This is a genomic window from Mucilaginibacter gossypii (genome assembly GCF_900100945.1).
Classification (GTDB): Bacteria; Bacteroidota; Bacteroidia; order Sphingobacteriales; family Sphingobacteriaceae; genus Mucilaginibacter; species Mucilaginibacter gossypii.
This window is the reverse complement of the sequence record NZ_FNCG01000005.1, coordinates 47853-64461: the sequence shown is the minus strand read 5'-3', so window position 1 is coordinate 64461 and position 16609 is coordinate 47853. Positions and strand designations below refer to the sequence as shown.

At 42.7% G+C, this 16609-nt stretch carries 17 protein-coding genes; 8 read left to right on the top strand and 9 right to left on the bottom strand.

Translation table 11 applies throughout. The features are described 5' to 3' along the window. Window positions 1-31 precede the first annotated feature (31 nt). Window positions 32-418: a Co2+/Mg2+ efflux facilitator ApaG/CorD gene (gene apaG, locus BLS28_RS11950; RefSeq protein ID WP_090532292.1), complete on the top strand. Its 387-nt coding sequence runs from the start codon at window positions 32-34 to the stop codon at window positions 416-418. Window positions 419-600: 182 nt separating this feature from the next. Here the strand turns inward: apaG and BLS28_RS11945 are convergent, their stop codons facing one another. After that, window positions 601-1308 carry a zinc metallopeptidase gene (locus BLS28_RS11945; RefSeq protein ID WP_256337406.1) on the bottom strand — a complete coding sequence of 236 codons (708 nt, stop codon included), beginning with the start codon at window positions 1306-1308 and terminating at the stop codon, window positions 601-603. Between the two features lie 171 nt (window positions 1309-1479). Here BLS28_RS11945 and BLS28_RS11940 point away from each other — a divergent pair, with 171 nt between their 5' ends. From BLS28_RS11940 to bshC, 7 genes are all read left to right on the top strand, one after another. Then, window positions 1480-2622 (top strand): NAD(P)/FAD-dependent oxidoreductase, encoded by a 1143-nt coding sequence (locus BLS28_RS11940; RefSeq protein WP_091167104.1) that lies wholly within the window; start codon window positions 1480-1482, stop codon window positions 2620-2622. A gap of 416 nt (window positions 2623-3038) precedes the next feature. Then, window positions 3039-3272, top strand: a complete 234-nt coding sequence (gene rpmB / locus BLS28_RS11935) for a 50S ribosomal protein L28 (protein WP_022830076.1) — start codon at window positions 3039-3041, stop codon at window positions 3270-3272. An 82-nt stretch (window positions 3273-3354) separates the two neighbouring features. Continuing rightward, window positions 3355-3537 (top strand): 50S ribosomal protein L33, encoded by a 183-nt coding sequence (rpmG, locus tag BLS28_RS11930; RefSeq protein ID WP_022830075.1) that lies wholly within the window; start codon window positions 3355-3357, stop codon window positions 3535-3537. A gap of 84 nt (window positions 3538-3621) precedes the next feature. After that, window positions 3622-3786: a DUF4295 domain-containing protein gene (locus BLS28_RS11925; protein WP_090532298.1), complete on the top strand. Its 165-nt coding sequence runs from the start codon at window positions 3622-3624 to the stop codon at window positions 3784-3786. Between the two features lie 185 nt (window positions 3787-3971). Continuing rightward, the gene (gene ftsY, locus BLS28_RS11920; protein WP_091167102.1) at window positions 3972-4937 is read left to right on the top strand and encodes a signal recognition particle-docking protein FtsY; all 966 of its coding nucleotides are present in this window, start codon (window positions 3972-3974) and stop codon (window positions 4935-4937) included. A 96-nt stretch (window positions 4938-5033) separates the two neighbouring features. Continuing rightward, window positions 5034-6371 carry a 30S ribosomal protein S12 methylthiotransferase RimO gene (gene rimO / locus BLS28_RS11915; protein WP_091167099.1) on the top strand — a complete coding sequence of 446 codons (1338 nt, stop codon included), beginning with the start codon at window positions 5034-5036 and terminating at the stop codon, window positions 6369-6371. 131 nt (window positions 6372-6502) lie between these two features. Continuing rightward, on the top strand, window positions 6503-8119 hold the full coding sequence (gene bshC / locus BLS28_RS11910) for a bacillithiol biosynthesis cysteine-adding enzyme BshC (RefSeq protein ID WP_091167097.1): 1617 nt from the start codon (window positions 6503-6505) through the stop codon (window positions 8117-8119). A 158-nt stretch (window positions 8120-8277) separates the two neighbouring features. Here the strand turns inward: bshC and BLS28_RS11905 are convergent, their stop codons facing one another. The 8 genes from BLS28_RS11905 to BLS28_RS11870 all read right to left on the bottom strand — a co-directional run bounded on the left by BLS28_RS11905 (window position 8278) and on the right by BLS28_RS11870 (window position 16513). Continuing rightward, complete coding sequence (locus BLS28_RS11905) at window positions 8278-8985, bottom strand: peptidoglycan DD-metalloendopeptidase family protein (RefSeq protein WP_091167094.1); 708 nt, start codon at window positions 8983-8985, stop codon at window positions 8278-8280. A gap of 9 nt (window positions 8986-8994) precedes the next feature. After that, a complete protein-coding gene (gene rbfA, locus BLS28_RS11900; protein WP_090532309.1) occupies window positions 8995-9372 on the bottom strand; it encodes a 30S ribosome-binding factor RbfA in 378 nt (125 codons plus the stop codon). Between the two features lie 99 nt (window positions 9373-9471). Further along, window positions 9472-9837: a hypothetical protein gene (locus tag BLS28_RS11895; protein WP_091167632.1), complete on the bottom strand. Its 366-nt coding sequence runs from the start codon at window positions 9835-9837 to the stop codon at window positions 9472-9474. Window positions 9838-9852: 15 nt separating this feature from the next. Beyond that, a complete protein-coding gene (locus BLS28_RS11890; RefSeq protein ID WP_091167091.1) occupies window positions 9853-11079 on the bottom strand; it encodes an FtsX-like permease family protein in 1227 nt (408 codons plus the stop codon). 61 nt (window positions 11080-11140) lie between these two features. Next, the gene (locus tag BLS28_RS11885; protein ID WP_091167088.1) at window positions 11141-11779 is read right to left on the bottom strand and encodes an MBL fold metallo-hydrolase; all 639 of its coding nucleotides are present in this window, start codon (window positions 11777-11779) and stop codon (window positions 11141-11143) included. Between the two features lie 308 nt (window positions 11780-12087). Continuing rightward, on the bottom strand, window positions 12088-12717 hold the full coding sequence (locus BLS28_RS11880) for a SprT-like domain-containing protein (protein WP_090532317.1): 630 nt from the start codon (window positions 12715-12717) through the stop codon (window positions 12088-12090). Window positions 12718-12900: 183 nt separating this feature from the next. Next, entirely contained in the window at window positions 12901-14118 is a 1218-nt protein-coding gene (locus BLS28_RS11875) for a hypothetical protein (protein WP_176844439.1), read from the bottom strand. Further along, on the bottom strand, window positions 14111-16513 hold the full coding sequence (locus tag BLS28_RS11870; RefSeq protein WP_091167082.1) for a DUF2339 domain-containing protein: 2403 nt from the start codon (window positions 16511-16513) through the stop codon (window positions 14111-14113). The genes BLS28_RS11875 and BLS28_RS11870 overlap by 8 nt, the downstream gene beginning before the upstream one ends. Window positions 16514-16609: the final 96 nt, after the last annotated feature.

Sequence of the window (16609 nt, the reverse complement as noted above, 5' to 3'; positions counted from 1 at the left end):
CCATATATTTGAAATAAACGATACTTGTCACATGGTTACCACTATAACTGAGGGTGTTAAGGTTTCCATCGAAACCATATATCAGCCGGAGTATTCAAACCCGGCAAACGATCATTTTATGTTTGCCTACAAGGTAAGCATCGAAAATATGACCAACTACGCCATCAGGTTGATGAGCCGTCACTGGTATATATTTGACTCAAACGGTGCAAAGCGCGAAGTGGAAGGCGAAGGTGTAGTAGGTCAGCAGCCTGTTATTGAGCCGGGCCATACCCATGAGTATGTATCAGGCTGTAACCTTAAAACCGACATGGGCAACATGAAAGGCGAATACCACATGATCCGCCTGTTGGATAACGCCAACTTCAATGTACAAATCCCTGAGTTTTATCTGATAGCACCATACAGGTTGAATTGATAAAGAGGCAAGAATTCAAGAAATAAGTAAAGAAGCAAGAAGTCAAGATTCAAGAGAAAAGAGAAAGAATTTAAAAATAGAAAAGCTCTAACTGAATAATCGGTTAGGGCTTTTCATTTGACATCAACGCAAAAGACTTCTTTTTCTTGTCTCTTGAATCTTGATTTCTTGCCTCTTGAAGCTTAATTCCTCCTGTTAAACAAAAATGAAGCATAGTAAACCAGCGTAGCCAAAGCGCTCAACGCGGCAACTACATAGGTCATGGCAGCCCACCAGAGGGCATCTTTTGCCATTTCATGTTCTTGTCCGGTTTGTACTACAGCATAATTGTTATCCAGCCACGCTAACGCCCGGCGACTTGCATCAAACTCAACCGGCAGGGTTATAAAGCTAAAAAATGTAACCAATGCAAGCGCGGCAACACCAACCGCCAAAACATAAGGGCTACCCGAAAAGAATAACAGCATAATGCCGATGAACAAAGTCCACTGGGTAATAGTTGATGCCACGTTGATAACGGGCACCATAGCCGATCTGAAACTTAACCAGCCATAAGCCTCGGCGTGTTGTACGGCATGGCCGCATTCGTGTGCGGCGACAGCGGCAGCGGCAATGCTGCGGCTGTAAAAAACATCGGTGCTCAGGTTCACTGTTTTTGTTTCGGGGTTATAATGATCCGTAAGCTGTCCTTCAACACAAATTACCTGTACATCAAAAATACCATGCGCACGCAGCATCTTCACGGCTACTTCCTGCCCCGATAAGCCAGACATTAAGCCAATTTCAGAATACTGCTTAATTTTACTCCTGAACCGCCATTGTACAATAAAGCTTACCAGGGCAACAATAATCATCAGGAACCAGGCCGAGTTCGGCGCGATGTATCCCATAATTAATGACATGTGATTCATATGATTGATAAATATTAAGTTAAAACTAAGTAGGTTGAAACCTTACAAACGTTACAGCGCTTGTTCAAAAACTATTCCGCTTTAAGCAAAAAATTTTAAAAGCATTAGGTTACCTCAAAGTTTTTGCTTCCCGAATAGCTATTTTTGAACATGTTGGAGCCATCATTTTCATACTGGGAGCGTACAGCCTTTACTGATAATGCCGATGTTATCATTATTGGCAGCGGACTTGTTGGCCTTAGCGCCGCCCTTCAGTTAAAAAAACAACAACCAACCTTAAAAGTTTTAGTGTTGGAGCGCGGCTTCTTACCGTCAGGTGCCAGTACTAAAAACGCTGGTTTTGCCTGTTTTGGTACAGTTTCGGAACAAATTGAAGCAATAAATCATTCATCAGAAACAGAGGCCATGCACCTGGTAGCTTACAAGTGGAAAGGGCTGCAACGTTTAAGGGAAAATTTGGGTGACGCTAACATCGATTATTATCAATATGGCGGGCATGAACTGTTTATGGATCATGAGGAAACCCATGCACGTAATTCTATTGATCAAATAGACCACCTTAACAAATTAATACAACAAGCTATAGGCCGGGCTGACATTTATTCAGTAGCCGATGAAAAAATTGCAGATTTTGGCTTCAATAAAGTGAAGCATATCATATACAACTCTTTTGAAGGGCAGATCCACACAGGCAAAATGATGCGTGCTCTTTTATATAAAGCATACCAACTTGGCGTATTGGTACTTAACAATTGTAGTATTTCCGTTATCGGGCAGGAAGATCAGCACATCAGGCTAAGTACCTCGCAAGGTATTTTTAAAGCGGGCAAAGTGATCCTGGCTACCAATGCCTTTGCAAGCCAGCTATATCCTCAGCTCGATGTAGTGCCCGGCCGCGGACAGGTAATGGTTACCAGGCCTGTTCCCGGGTTAAAACTTAAAGGCACTTATCATTTTAATCAGGGTTATTACTACTTCCGCAATATTGACGGGCGGGTATTGTTTGGCGGCGGCCGTAACCTCAATTATAAAGCGGAAGAAACCTGGGATTTTGGCCATACCGATGAAGTTAAACAGCAATTGATAAACTATCTGAACGAGGTGATCCTCCCTGGCCAAAATGTAGAGATTGATTATTGGTGGAGCGGCATCATGGGTTTCGGGCAGGAGATCAGCCCGATAGTAAACCAAGTACGACCTAATATTTTTTGCGCTGTGAGATGCAATGGCATGGGCGTTGCCATGGGGAGCTTGGTAGGTGAGGAAGTGGCAGAGTTGTTACTTAATTCGTAAGTAATTGATTTTAAGAACCCGATAATTGTGATATAAAACTGCCTCTCAGCACGTCATTGAGCCTACATCCAACGGAACTCCTGAGCGGAGATAAGGTAAGAAGCCCGGGCCGAACCAGCGCGCTATAATCACTGATTAAAATTATTTGCCGATTTTGTGTGAACCCGATTTGATGAAACTAAAAGAATTCATCGAATTTATTTAGCATTCTGTTAATTGATCCAATTACAGGATCTGGGTTCAGACAACAGTAAGCACAGGTAAAAATAACCTGTTATTAGCTAAATAGATAAGCGCCTTGCACTGCTGTAAATCTTTTTTGAAAATTTTTCAAATCACTGTTGAATATTTGATTTAAAAGTCTGATATTTGCAAACTCTTTTTGGATAAAGGGTTGATAATTAAAAATATTTGTCATGTCAAGAATTTGTGATCTAACAGGAAAAGGATCTATCGTAGGTAACAACGTTTCAAACTCAAACGTTAAAACAAAACGCAGGTTTCATCCTAACTTGAAACTTAAAAAGTTTTATATTCCTGAAGAAGATAAATGGATTACCTTAAAGGTATCTACTTCTGCTGTAAAAACTATCAGCAAAAACGGTATTACCGCCTGCATCAATAAATTTGTTAAAAAAGGCTACATTTAGTAGTTGGCTTTCAAGTTTAGCAGTATAATAAAATTGAAAAATTACGTAAGCCGTGAGGTGACACGTACAACATAAAAAGAAAATGGCAAAAAAAGGCAACAGGGTTCAGGTGATTTTAGAGTGCACCGAACACAAAACAAGCGGTATGCCAGGCATGTCTCGCTATATCACCACTAAGAACAAAAAAAATACAACTGAAAGATTAGAGTTGAAAAAATTCAACCCTGTTTTGAGGAAAGTAACCGTTCACAAAGAGATTAAATAATTAGTTGACCGGATTGATTGGCTCATTAAGTTTTAATTTGATATAGCCAACTCAATTAATTCACTAAATCAATAATTAAACAACATGGCAAAGAAAGTAGTTGCAACGCTGAAAGTAGCAGGTAAAGGCAAAGAATATTCAAAAGTGATCACCATGAATAAATCACCTAAAACTGGTGCTTATTCATTCAAAGAGCAAATTGTCCCTAACGATTTAGTTAAGGATGCAATTGCAGGTAAAACTATATAATCACTCTGTGATTAAAATATTGAAGCCGTCTTGTTTTAACGAGAGGGCTTTTTTTGTTGAATGTTGTCTGAATCAGAATTTACAGAATTAATAAATTGACAGAATGCTGTTTGAATTAATATCTGATATTTCTGAAAACATATTTAAATTCAGAAAATTCTATAATTCTGAGAATTCTGATCACCATGGGATTATTTGATTTTTTTAAGAAAAAGGAAAACACGCAGCAGGAACAGCAGGCGCTTGATACCGGTTTGGAAAAAACCAAGGATAACTTTTTTTCAAAGATCACCAAAGCCATCGCCGGTAAATCAACCGTTGATGATGATGTGTTGGATGAGCTGGAAGAGATCCTGGTTACATCCGACGTTGGCGTAAGCACCACGCTCAAGATCATTGACAGGATCCAGGCCCGTGTTGCCCGCGATAAATACGTAAGCACCAACGAGCTGAACGCCCTGTTAAAAGATGAAATTCAGCAACTGCTTGCCGAAAACAACAGTAACGACTTCCGTAATTTTGAATATGGCGATCATAAGCCATACGTAATTATGGTAGTTGGCGTTAACGGCGTAGGTAAAACCACTACTATAGGCAAGCTGGCCCATAAACTAAAGCAGGCCGGCAACCAGGTTGTTTTAGGTGCCGCCGATACCTTTCGCGCAGCCGCGGTTGACCAGATTAAACTTTGGGGCGAACGTGTTGGTGTAAAAGTTGTTGCCCAGGCTATGGGTTCCGATCCGGCTTCGGTTGCTTATGATACCCTTCGTTCGGCTGTGGCCAATGGCGATGATGTGGCTATTATAGATACTGCCGGCCGTTTGCACAACAAAGTTGGCCTGATGAACGAGCTAACCAAAATCAAGAACGTGATGCAAAAGGTGATCCCCGGTGCTCCGCACGAGATACTGCTGGTACTGGACGCCTCAACCGGGCAAAACGCCATTGAGCAATGCAAGCAGTTTACCGAAGCTACCAACGTAAACGCGCTGGCGCTAACCAAATTGGATGGTACAGCTAAAGGTGGTGTGGTTATAGGAATATCAGATCAGTTTAAGATTCCGGTTAAATATATAGGTGTTGGCGAGGGAATAGATCACCTGCAGCTGTTTGACAGGCAGGCGTTTGTAGATAGCTTATTTAAGCAATAACAGCCCAACCCTCTCCGGTAGGGAGGGCTAAATGAACTTGAAAGCCTCCCCTACCGGGGGAGATTTAGAGGGGCTTCCCTCAATGATTAGTGTGTTATGAAGACAAAAGAAATTTCCCATCCATCAGTTAAACAGGCCAAACCCCGTGTAAACGTGGTTACGTTAGGTTGCTCAAAAAATATTTACGATTCGGAGATATTAATGGGCCAACTGAAGGGCAACCAGTTTGATGTGGTGCATGAGGCCGAGAAGGTAGGCAAAAATGATATTATAGTAATTAATACCTGTGGCTTTATTGATAATGCCAAGCAGGAGTCGATAGATACTATTCTGCAATACAGCGAACTTAAGGAGCAGGGCAAAGTAGGCAAGGTGATTGTTACCGGCTGCCTGAGCGAACGCTATAAACCCGAACTTGAAGCTGAGATCACCAATGTTGATGCCTACTTCGGCACTAATGACCTGCAAAATTTATTAGCTACTGTAGGCGCAAACTATAAACACGAGTTGATAGGCGAGCGTTTATTAACCACACCTTCGCACCTTGCTTACTTTAAAATTGCTGAAGGTTGTAACCGTCCCTGTTCATTTTGTGCTATTCCGCTGATGCGTGGCAAGCACCTGAGCTCGCCTATTGAGCAACTGGTTGAGGATGCTAAGAAATTGGCTAAAAACGGAACAAAAGAACTGATCCTGATTGCACAGGATTTAACCTATTACGGTCTCGACCTTTACGGCAAACGCAACCTGGATGAGTTGCTTCGCCGTTTATCGGATGTGAACGGTATCGAGTGGATCAGGTTGCAATACGCTTATCCTTCAGGTTTCCCGATGGAAATATTGGATGTGATGAACGAGCGCGAAAACATCTGTAAATACCTTGACATGCCGTTGCAGCACATCACCGATAACATGCTGAAATCGATGCGCCGCGGTATTACCAAGCAAAAAACCATTGATATTGTGAACGAGATCCGCGATCGTGTACCGGGCATTGCTATGCGTACTACGTTAATCACCGGTTACCCGGGCGAAACCCAGCAGGATTTTGAAGAGATGGCACAATGGGTTGAGGATACCAAGTTCGACCGTTTGGGCTGTTTCACCTATTCGCACGAGGAAAAGACCCACGCCCATACTTTGGTTGATGATGTACCTGAAGAAGTAAAACAGGAGCGTGCCGATGCCATTATGGAAATCCAGCAGGGCATTTCTTTTGATAAAAACCAGGAAAAGATCGGCAATACCTATAAAGTACTGATTGACAAAAAGGATGGTGGCTATTTTGTTGGCCGTACAGAATTTGATTCGCCTGAGGTTGATAACGAAGTTTTGATTGATGCCAGCATTGATTATGCTACCGTTGGCAGCTTTGTTAACGTAAAGATAGAGAGCGCCGAAGACTTTGACCTTTATGGACAAATTGTAAAATAATGTTAATTTGCGGTCGGCTGTAAAGCGATTTGCGATTTATAATCTAATTTCGACATCAGCATTTAATTTTATTTGCTGATGTTTTGTTTTAGGGGAAATCTGAACTGAGCATCCAAAACCCGAAATCAACAATGGACGCATCCTGTATAAGTTATAAAGACACCGGTTTTTTTTCAAGCACAGTTGCCGAATATATCGACAATAAACCCGAACTACGCCCTTTTTATGGTTACCGCCCGGATATGGCCGGTTTTGCGGAGTTTTTGAAAAACAAAAAGGTAGTTGCTGACCGCGCAGTGCTGGTACGTGTTTTAACTAAGCAGTACGAGTGTTTAGGCAAAGAGCCGGGTAAATTATGTACTTATTCAACTGCCCTTACAGCCCAAAACCTGGAGCTGTTAAAACAAGATAATACCTATACCATTACAACCGGCCACCAGTTGAATATCTTCGCCGGACCTTTATATTTCCTTTATAAAATTGCAACGGCCATTAAACTGGCGCAGCAATTGAAAACCGCCCATCCCGATAAAAATTTTGTTCCTGTTTACTGGATGGCCAGCGAAGACCACGACTTTGCCGAGATCAACTATACTAACATTGGCGGTAAAAAAGTACACTGGTGGTATGAGGCTTCGGGAGCCACAGGTCGTATCGACCCGGTGAGCATGCGCCAGGCACTTAACCAATACAAAGGCGTTTTAGGCATGGAAGGTCACGCTACTGACCTTGCCGAAATTGTTGAAACTGCCTATACCAAATTTGATAAACTTGCTGATGCTACCAGATATCTTGTTAATTCACTTTTCGGACAATATGGTTTGGTGATCATCGATGCCGATGACCATGAATTTAAAAAAGAGTTCGCGCCTATTATGGAGCAGGACATCATCGGTCAGCATAGTTTTAAAAACATTACCGAAACCAACCAAAAGCTGCATGAGCTTGGTGTACACATCCAGGTTAACCCACGCGAGATCAATTTCTTTTACCTGAAAGATCAGCTTCGCGAGCGGATAGTTTTCGAAAATGACAGCTATCATGTGCTCAATACCGAAATCAGGTTTACTGAAGCTGAGCTGAAAAAGGAGATCGCCGAATATCCCGAACACTTTAGCCCTAATGTGGTGATGCGCCCGCTGTACCAGGAATGTATTTTACCAAACATTGCCTACATCGGTGGTGGTGCAGAGGTAGTTTACTGGCTCGAGTTGAAATCCAATTTTGATCATTATAAAATTGATTTCCCTATCCTCATCCTTCGCAACTCGGCTTTGGTGATCAAAAAAGAACAGGCCGCCAAGGTTGAACGTATGAACCTTGACGCTATAGACCTGTTTAAACAAAGCGATGCCCTGCAAACCTATTGGATCAAAAAGCACAGCGACCATAACCTGAGCATTGCTGAAGAATGGCGCGAAATGGAAAACCTTTTTGAGAAAATAAAACTCCGCGCATACAAAATCGATCCTACACTTTCACCATCAGCGGCGGCTGTACAGGCCCGCCTTAAAAAGGCCATGGATAACCTTGAAAAGAAGCTGATCCGTGCCGAAAAAAGAAATTACAGTGTACGCTTGGAGCAGCTGACCGCCGTTAAAGCCGAGCTCTTCCCGAAAGACAGCCTGCAGGAGCGTTCTGAAAACTTCGGCCTCATGTATGTAAAATGGGGGCAAACTTTTATTGATGAGCTTATCCGCCTGTTTGAACCGCTTGATTTTAAGTTTACGGTATTAACGGAAAAATGACTGTATCGTCCTAAAAAAAGTTTACAGTTTAAATGCTAAATCCTGTTATACGTTTACATAGAGCAGAAGGCACAAGTTACCCCAGCATTTGCAATCACACAAAACTTGCGCCAGCTAAGAATTGTGAGGGAGACGCAATTATGCATCTCTACGGGGCGCTACCCTACATTCACCGCCTGCGGAAACTTCAATATCAAACCGGGGTCAGGTATATTCTTCTGCCAGATCTCTTTTTCTGAAAACTTAGCTACGCCGGGATAATCGCCCTGTTTACCTTCCATATCAAACATCAGCTGGAAATGCAAATGCGGTGGCCAATGGCCGTTTTCATCAGCATTGCCAATGGTTGCTATTTGGCTGTTTTTAGACACAGGCATATCTTTAAAAAGCCCTTTCAGGCTTTTGCGGCTTAAATGCCCATACAGGCTATAAAGTGTTAAGCCATCAAGGTCGTGTTGTAAAATAATGGTTGGGCCGTAATCGCCAATGGTATTATTATCCTGGTAACTGTGTACAATGCCATCAAGCGGGGCATATACCGGCGTTCCGGCATCGCTCCAGATATCGACGCCCAAATGCAGGCGCCGGGGCTCATCATCTGTGTCAAAATGACTGCTAAAAGCATAAATGGTACGGTGTTCCATATACCCGCCAATACCGTAACGGCAATTGTTGTCATGCAGCTTTTCGTTCACTAACTGGCTAAACATCCACGGCTTGTTAATAACCTCAGCCGTCAATTCCTTATTGGCGGCGGTAAGGTCAAAATGATAAAGGCGGTCATGATCTGCATCAAAATCAACCACTTTGCCAATGGCTTCGGGATGATTGTTAACGTAATTAGCAAACAGCGTGTGCCGGTCCATCAGTGGTTATTAGTTTTCTTCGGTATCGGGCTGACGTTCCTCTTTGCTGATCTTATCAAAGATCTTGTCCATACGCTCAACGTATTCGCTGGTATCATCAACAAAAAACTCAAGCTGCGGAATGATCCTTACCTGGTCTTTGATGCGGGCGCCCAGTTTGTACCTGATCTCCGAAGCGTGCGATTTGATGGTATGCAAAGCGGTTTGCACATTAGGATTGCCCAAAAAGCTTAAAAATATACGGGCTATGGCCAAATCGGGCGTTACACGTACCTTGGTTATGGTTACCAGTGTATTAGGCAAATAATTCATGCCTTCGCGCTGAAAAATAGCTGCAAGGTCTTCCTGTATTACTCCGGCAAATTTTTGCTGACGTTTTGATTCCATGGGTTGTTAGTTACGCCGATAAGGCAGATGAGTGTTTAATGCTTAATGCAAAAGCCTAAGTTATTGTTTTAGGCTTTTATTAACAATGGCAGCAGGGGGTTAATTACATACGTCCTGCGGGATCTCTTTGGTTATTTTTACTACTCTTTTTACAACAAGGGTACTGTCATATTCAGACCCGCGGCCAACATCTCCCGATTTTGATTTGATTCCTTCAACTTCCACGTAAACCGGTTCGTAGGGTTTTTCGAAATTGAGTTGGGAATACTGAAGCTCCAACTGAGCCGAACTGTCAACAGCCCAAAACTCCTGGCCGCTATCGCAATCTTTAAATGATTTAATTTCGGGCCCCGCGCTATACAAGCCTTTATAAAGCGTAACCCCGTCTTTTTTATGGGCATCATTATTACATGCGTAAACAGTAATAACAACAAGCAGCAAAACAAAAACTTTGATATACCTCATACCCATTTAACAAATTTACAAATCCTGTTTGATTTCATCCAATCCTTTAATACTTAAACGGGCGCTGATGCCGGCAGCTATTACCGAAATGCCGCCAACGGTTAGCAGTACCAGGCCAAAATCCTTAATTTTAAGGTCGATAGGATACGAGTCTAACACCGACATTTTGGCCCCCATTTTTATCCATCCGTAATGCTGCTGCAGCAGGCAAAAAATGGTGCCCAGCGTTATGCCGATAATACAGCCAATAGCGGTGATCATCATTCCCTCAAAAAAGAAAATCCCCTGGATCATATTTTTATTGGCGCCCAGCCCGCTTAAAATGGCTATGTCCTTGCGCTTATCAATAACCAGCATGGTTAACGAGCCAATGATATTAAATATTGCGATGATAAGCACAAAGGTAAGGATCATATAAACCGCCCAGCTTTCGTAATTAAGGGTTTTGTAAAGTTCGCTGTTTTGTTCCTTGCGGTTTTTTACCGTAAAACCATTCCCTATTTTATCCTGGATGTCTTTTTGCATGGCATCGATATTGGTGCCGCGCTTAAAATTAAGCTGTAGTGAAGAAACATTTACCGGCTGGTCAAGCAGGTCGCGGGCAAACTCAATGGGGGTTACAGCTATATCATCAAATTCCTGCTGTATGGCAAACACTCCTGATGGATTAATGCTGCGTACAACAAATTCATTTAAAGGATTGGCCGAATTTTCCGCACCGCGCCGCGGCGAATAGATCTGCATGGGCGAAAGCTCGTCATGAACATTAATACCTAAGCTCCCCTGTATGGTAGCGCCAATAACGGCAAAATTTTGATCGCCGCTTTTAAGCGTGAATGAGCCGCTGGCTATAGTACTATCGAGCTGGCTGTTTTTCAAAAAATCATCGCTCACGCCCATTACCGTGCCTAAAAACGGTTTATCGCCATATTTAATCAGGGCTTTTTCCTGTAATACCTCGGTAAATGAAAATAAGCGGGCATCTTTATGCAGGGAGGCAAAATAAGGAGTGTTGGGATTAAAAGTTTTGCCCAGTTTGGCTTCTATCTTTATTTCGGGTGTAAAGTTGCTGTATAACGAAAGGATAACTTTTTCAAAACCATTGAACACCGAAAGAATGATAAGCAATGCCGCGCTGCCAATGAGCACCCCCAACATGGATATACCCGAAATAATATTGATAGCATGCATTTTTTTGCCCGAGAACAGGTAACGCTTTGCTATGTAAATGGAGGTGTTCAATTGTGTGGGAATTATGCGTTCAGGTTTGCTTATGCTCAGTAAAACGTCACTATGATGTTAACTAAGTTAAAAACGGATTGTTTTGTTTTTCGTAGCCGATGGTTGTTTCGGGGCCGTGGCCAGGATAAACGGTAACATCATCGGGCAGGGTAAACAGCTTGGTTTCGATGTTATCAATCAGTTGGGTGAAGTTACCTCCCGGCAAATCCGTACGACCGATGCTTTGCCTGAACAGGACGTCGCCCCCTATCAGGATCTTAGCCTCTTTATCATAAAAACACAAGTGAGCAGGCGAATGGCCGGGCGCGAATATCAAGTGTAGCGTAGTGTTGCCAAAGTGAATGGTGCCGGTTTCGGGCAAAAATTCATCAGGCATAGGTGATACATCGTAACGGAAACCCATAGATGGCGCATAAGCTACCACAGCAGCCAATACTTCCGACTCGCCAACGTGGAAACGGGGCTTAAGGCCATACTGTTCGAATACAAATTTATTGCCCAGCACATGATCGATATGGCAATGGGTGTTGAGCAGCATAACAGGCTTGAGGTTATTGTTTTTGATAAAGCTAACCACGGTGTTTTGCTCGGGCGCAGTATACATGCCCGGGTCAATGATCACGCATTCGCCGGTTTCATCATACAAAATATAAGTATTTTCCTGGTAAGGGTTATTTACAAATGATATAACTTTTGCCATGCGGTAAAAGTACGGAATAAATTGATTGGGTGTTTGGGGTAAGATTGAGCGATCGTTATTGCGCACGAAGCAATCTCCTATTGGCAGATACGCCCTGTAAAGTTCGCGATTGCTTCGTTCCTCGCAATGACGATTGTTATATAATATTACGCCGCCGTTGCCTCTTTCTGTCCCATCAGGGTCTCTCGTTAGAGGACCCTGATGTTCCCACTGTCAGCCTTGATAATCTTATGAAAAAAGACGTACCTGCTTGGCAAAGGCATCGGGGATTGCTTGGTACCTACAGTAATGACGATTGTTATATAGTACTACGCCGCCGTAGCCCCTTCAATCAACTCCACCTCCGCTACCGGGCTAAACAGATAGATCCGCTTAGTAGCTACTTCGGTACATTTAAAGCGCTTACGCAGCTTTTCGTCTTTGCGGAACACCCTGCCGTCCTTTAGCTTAAATAATGCCTTAAGCGGGATCTTTTCTACCGTTAAAATTGCTTCGGATGTTTTGGGGGGATCATATTTGCGCAGCGAGCGGTACAGGTTCAAATCTGAGCAGCTTGACGCCGCCGGGTTATCCAGGTAGTTTACAATAGCCTTCTTAACATCTGCCGGGAAAATCTCTTTTTCAAAAAATGGCTGCATCATTTTTTTGAAATTGTTTTTCCATTCTGTTCCGTGGGGTTTGGCTTTTTGCTTATGCTCGTTCCAGGTATGCAGGTGTGCAAACTCGTGCACTGTAGTTACCAGGAAAGCGTAGGGGTTAAGGTCGTAATTAACCGAGATACGGTGACCTTTGCCGCCATAAGGTGAACGGTAATCGCCAAATTTACTGTTACGGTTGCGCGAAATTTTAAATTCACACTTGAAGTAGTCAATCCATCGGGCAATGAGCGGGGCCGCTTCTGCCGGTAGATATTTCTCTAAAACTTTTACTTTATCCAATTTTTACCTCAATACAAATGTAAGGATTTGTGGTTGATAGTCCATAAACCATGGTCGATGTTTTGTAAAACTTTGATTTACTCTCTAAGTTTCTGATGACGGTTATTTGCTCTAAAGTATAAGTTTGCCGGGATGGGCAAGCCTCTACATCCAATCTCATCCTAAATTTAAAGGGTGTAAATTTTATCTTTCCTCCTCTTTTTTCTTCACCTCCCTGGTCATCTTCAAAGTCAACAACAACAACAACCCTAACGAAACAATAATAGCTACCCAAATCAATCCGGTGTAATCTTTCCCGGCAGGTTTTACTGCCACTGCATAGTCGGTGTTTTTAACAACAGCCTCATGTTTAATAACCGGGGTGTTCCCTCCAATACTATCAGCAAAAAACTTAAGATCATATTCCGGTGCCTGAGCCAACGAATCACCGACCAGGAACCGGTAGCTTTGCTTAGCTTCAAGGTAGCTGATGAAATATTCGTCAGATTGAAACGCTTTGATCTCGCCGATGCTCAGCGGCTGGTTATCGCCATTGCTTATCTCTATTAACAGGTGGTTGGCTTTTGCAGCAATTAACAGATCAGTTGTTTTATCTGATGACAGTTCGGCTTCGCTCAAGAGCTCCCTGCCATTGTTTACAAACTGGTAAACGGTAACACTCCGTTTATAATACCTCGGCGCGCTGATATTGAGGTGCAACTTATTTACCTGGTAATTATCGTTCAGCTTAATGTCGATAAAGGTGGTTTTATTACTATCGGCACGGATGATGTTTAAAGGCGAAACAGGCGTGTAACTTTGCGCTGTCGACGCGTACTCAGTATAAATGCCCGCCTCCAAAAACTTAACCGGGTTTTTGTTTTTATCGTTTACCTGGATTTTTAAATAGCGATAATTACTCGCCGGAAACGATAACGATTGCAGGTAGGTACCTTCACTGTTTTGTACAGCTTCCTGCAAGGGGATATCTTCCTGGATAGCAAACCATTGATTCAAATCATCACTGCCCAGCAGGTTTACTTTACGTTTTGCAGCGGTGTTTTGCAGCCTGATCCAAAGGCGGTCGAGTACCAGCCCGGTTTTATTTTCTATGATAAAAACAGTACTGGTATCAGTTTTTGGCGTGTTGCTGATCTCCGGGAAAACAACAAAGCTTTTCTGGCTTCTTTGCGGCAGGCTGCCAGCCTGGATGTAAGGCACAAAGTTGCCTTTCGCGTCTGCAATGCGAATGTCCGACAGATCGGGTTTGGCTTTCGCTACCAAACCGGGTTGTAGGCCAATACGGTAAAAACCGGTGCTGTCAATCTTGTGCAGCGCGGCTTTATATTTAAATTTTTTTTGTGCCGATGCGGATAATATGACTCCGCAAAGCAGCAGCGTTGAAAGCGTTAGCTTATTCATTTTTTTTAGCCTCATCATCGGCAATAGTTTTTTTAGCTGTTCGCTGGTACATAAATGCCACAATAAGCAATAGTACTCCCAAACAAAAGAAAGCAGCTATTTTACCCCAAACCGGGATGTTTTTAATATCAAACAAAAATAATTTTAATAAAGTAAGCGAGAACAGCGTTAACGAAGCCACCCGCATTACCCGCAATCTATACCTCATGCCCAGCCACATCAGCGCAAAGGAAAGCAATCCCCATAATACGGGTAAGCCGGTTTTTACATACACAGTTTCTATTTGATCGATAGAATTGGCCTTGCTGAAGAACATCAGGTTACTCATCAGGCTTACCTCAAAACTTAAAAACAATACGACACCCGCGCTTAATACCCAGGTAAATACTTTTTTCAAACTTTCATTCAAGCTTTGCTGACACAGGCGGATCACCCTGTAAAACAACAAACCGATAAATACAGCACCTATCCAATGTGCCATAAAATGGCTGGTCGACGGCTTCTTAGTTTCGAGCATCAAATGTTGCAGCGAATAATATTGTGGCGTAAGCAACAGGTAAACAATCAGGCAGGCGAGTAATATCACAAACTTTGCGTCGCTGCTAAAATTGATAACCTGTATTTTGGGCGATAGCGTATAATAGATAAATATAAACACTGGCGTATAAACCATCGCATATAAAATATTAAGGTTGGTATCCGGATAGTGGTTCAGGAACTGGTGATTGATTTCCAGCAGACCGCTTAAAAATAAAAGCACAAGCGCGGCTACCCCGAAAAGCTGCCCGGTAAAAATATCGATATGCTCCAGCTTGGTTGCGTCCTTTTTAACCAATACCGAAAGTAAAAACGAACTCACAGCAGCGAAAAGTGTAGTGATGAAACCCTTATTGGCAATTATGGTCAAACTCAAACTGTAGTTACTATAAGTTTGGTACATGTCCATTAATAAGCTTAGCAGCATGGCTATCCATAAAAACACAGCTGTATATTTCATGAGCTGGATGCCCGAGCGCAGGTATAGCCAATAAAGCAACACCGTTTCTGAAGCCCAGAAAATGGTAATGTTATTGCCATGCAATTGAATAGGAGCAGCCAGCGAAATAAAGGTGAGTGTAATGCCGATAAGCAGGTACAATATATTGGTATCCACCTTACGATTGCGGAACAGGACGTATGAAAGCACCAGGTTTACCACAGCCAGACAAATACAAAACAAGCCGCGGTATTGCTCATCATGCATCATGGTTAACAGGTACAGGCCGGTAGCAAAATATAACCCGGTATTAAGAAGCAAGATGCTGAAATCGGAAGCAATGAATTTTTTGTTTTCGCGTACGTTGTTGGCTATGTTGATAACAAAGTAAAGCGCGTAAAAAATGCTGGCATAAATAAAGCCGAAATGGTAGGTGGGAGGTGTAAGTGTATACAGCACCGTTGAAAAAACAATTACCGTAAACCCAAACGAAACAATGTTAAGCACCCGCCATGCTTTATAGTACGCAATGATGAGCAGCCCGGTATTTAATATCAGCAGATAAATAAACAAGCCGTTATAGTTGGCGCTGCCGTTACTTACCATAAACGGACTGGCAAAACCACCTACCAATGCAATTACGGCCAGTTCCTGCTTATCATATAATAAGGAAAGCAGCACCGCAAAAACGGTGATCACAATTAAAATGATGAACGCCGTGGTTTGGTTAAACAGGTGAAACTGCTGAAATGCCAATGTTATGGTAAAATAAAACACGGCCAATCCGCCGCCTACAAGCACCGAGCTAAAGGCCTTATAACTATTACGCAGCGCATGTGCAACAGCAATTAAAATACCACCGCAAACAATGCCTATACCCACGCGGCCTACTAAGCCTATCCAATCGTTATCAATAGCATATTTTACAAAGAAACCAATGGCCAGCACCAGGATGGCTATGCCTATTTTATTGATGAGGTTTTCGCCGATGAATTTTTCCAGGTCGGGGTGGCGCTCAAAGAAAGACGGCCTGGGCTGCAAAGGCTTCGCGGGTTCAAAATCGCGCGTTTTTATAGGGCGATTGATGATGGATAAGCTGTCTTCAATAACTTCGGGTTGTCTTTCAACTTTAGGAGGCGTGATAGGCTCTGGTTTTATCTCTGCCTCAACAGGAGGTTTTACTTTTTCAACAGGAGGTTGTGGTATAACAGGCGCAGGAGGCGAAACGCTTGCAGGTGCCCGTTCTTCTGCTTTTTTGACATCTTCAGCACCCGGCCGGGTTATCTTAAGCTGTTCAATAATACCTTTTAATTCGAATATTCTAAATTCAAGTTCTTTGATCTTATTGTTTAAACTGCCCTTGTGGTTCAGCATTATTATAATGATCACCACTAATAAAAAGACGGCTAATACATCCATAGTTTTAGGTTTGTAAAAAATAAAGATAACGGAATTATGAAATATTCCACTATGAGGCCTGCCGGCCAATAGGCATATTGCATATAAATTAAAGCT

Excerpts from the sequence above, each read along its gene's own strand:
- BLS28_RS11870 (WP_091167082.1), bottom strand. The coding sequence starts at position 16,513 with ATGGATGTATTAGCCGTCTTTTTATTAGTGGTGATCATTATAATAATG.
- rpmG (WP_022830075.1), top strand. The coding sequence starts at position 3,355 with ATGGCAAAAAAAGGCAACAGGGTTCAGGTGATTTTAGAGTGCACCGAA.
- rbfA (WP_090532309.1), bottom strand. The coding sequence starts at position 9,372 with ATGGAATCAAAACGTCAGCAAAAATTTGCCGGAGTAATACAGGAAGAC.
- BLS28_RS11895 (WP_091167632.1), bottom strand. The coding sequence starts at position 9,837 with ATGAGGTATATCAAAGTTTTTGTTTTGCTGCTTGTTGTTATTACTGTT.
- BLS28_RS11940 (WP_091167104.1), top strand. The coding sequence starts at position 1,480 with ATGTTGGAGCCATCATTTTCATACTGGGAGCGTACAGCCTTTACTGAT.
- BLS28_RS11905 (WP_091167094.1), bottom strand. The coding sequence starts at position 8,985 with ATGGACCGGCACACGCTGTTTGCTAATTACGTTAACAATCATCCCGAA.
- BLS28_RS11925 (WP_090532298.1), top strand. The coding sequence starts at position 3,622 with ATGGCAAAGAAAGTAGTTGCAACGCTGAAAGTAGCAGGTAAAGGCAAA.
- ftsY (WP_091167102.1), top strand. The coding sequence starts at position 3,972 with ATGGGATTATTTGATTTTTTTAAGAAAAAGGAAAACACGCAGCAGGAA.
- BLS28_RS11875 (WP_176844439.1), bottom strand. The coding sequence starts at position 14,118 with ATGAATAAGCTAACGCTTTCAACGCTGCTGCTTTGCGGAGTCATATTA.
- bshC (WP_091167097.1), top strand. The coding sequence starts at position 6,503 with ATGGACGCATCCTGTATAAGTTATAAAGACACCGGTTTTTTTTCAAGC.
- apaG (WP_090532292.1), top strand. The coding sequence starts at position 32 with ATGGTTACCACTATAACTGAGGGTGTTAAGGTTTCCATCGAAACCATA.
- BLS28_RS11945 (WP_256337406.1), bottom strand. The coding sequence starts at position 1,308 with ATGGGATACATCGCGCCGAACTCGGCCTGGTTCCTGATGATTATTGTT.
- BLS28_RS11885 (WP_091167088.1), bottom strand. The coding sequence starts at position 11,779 with ATGGCAAAAGTTATATCATTTGTAAATAACCCTTACCAGGAAAATACT.
- rimO (WP_091167099.1), top strand. The coding sequence starts at position 5,034 with ATGAAGACAAAAGAAATTTCCCATCCATCAGTTAAACAGGCCAAACCC.
- rpmB (WP_022830076.1), top strand. The coding sequence starts at position 3,039 with ATGTCAAGAATTTGTGATCTAACAGGAAAAGGATCTATCGTAGGTAAC.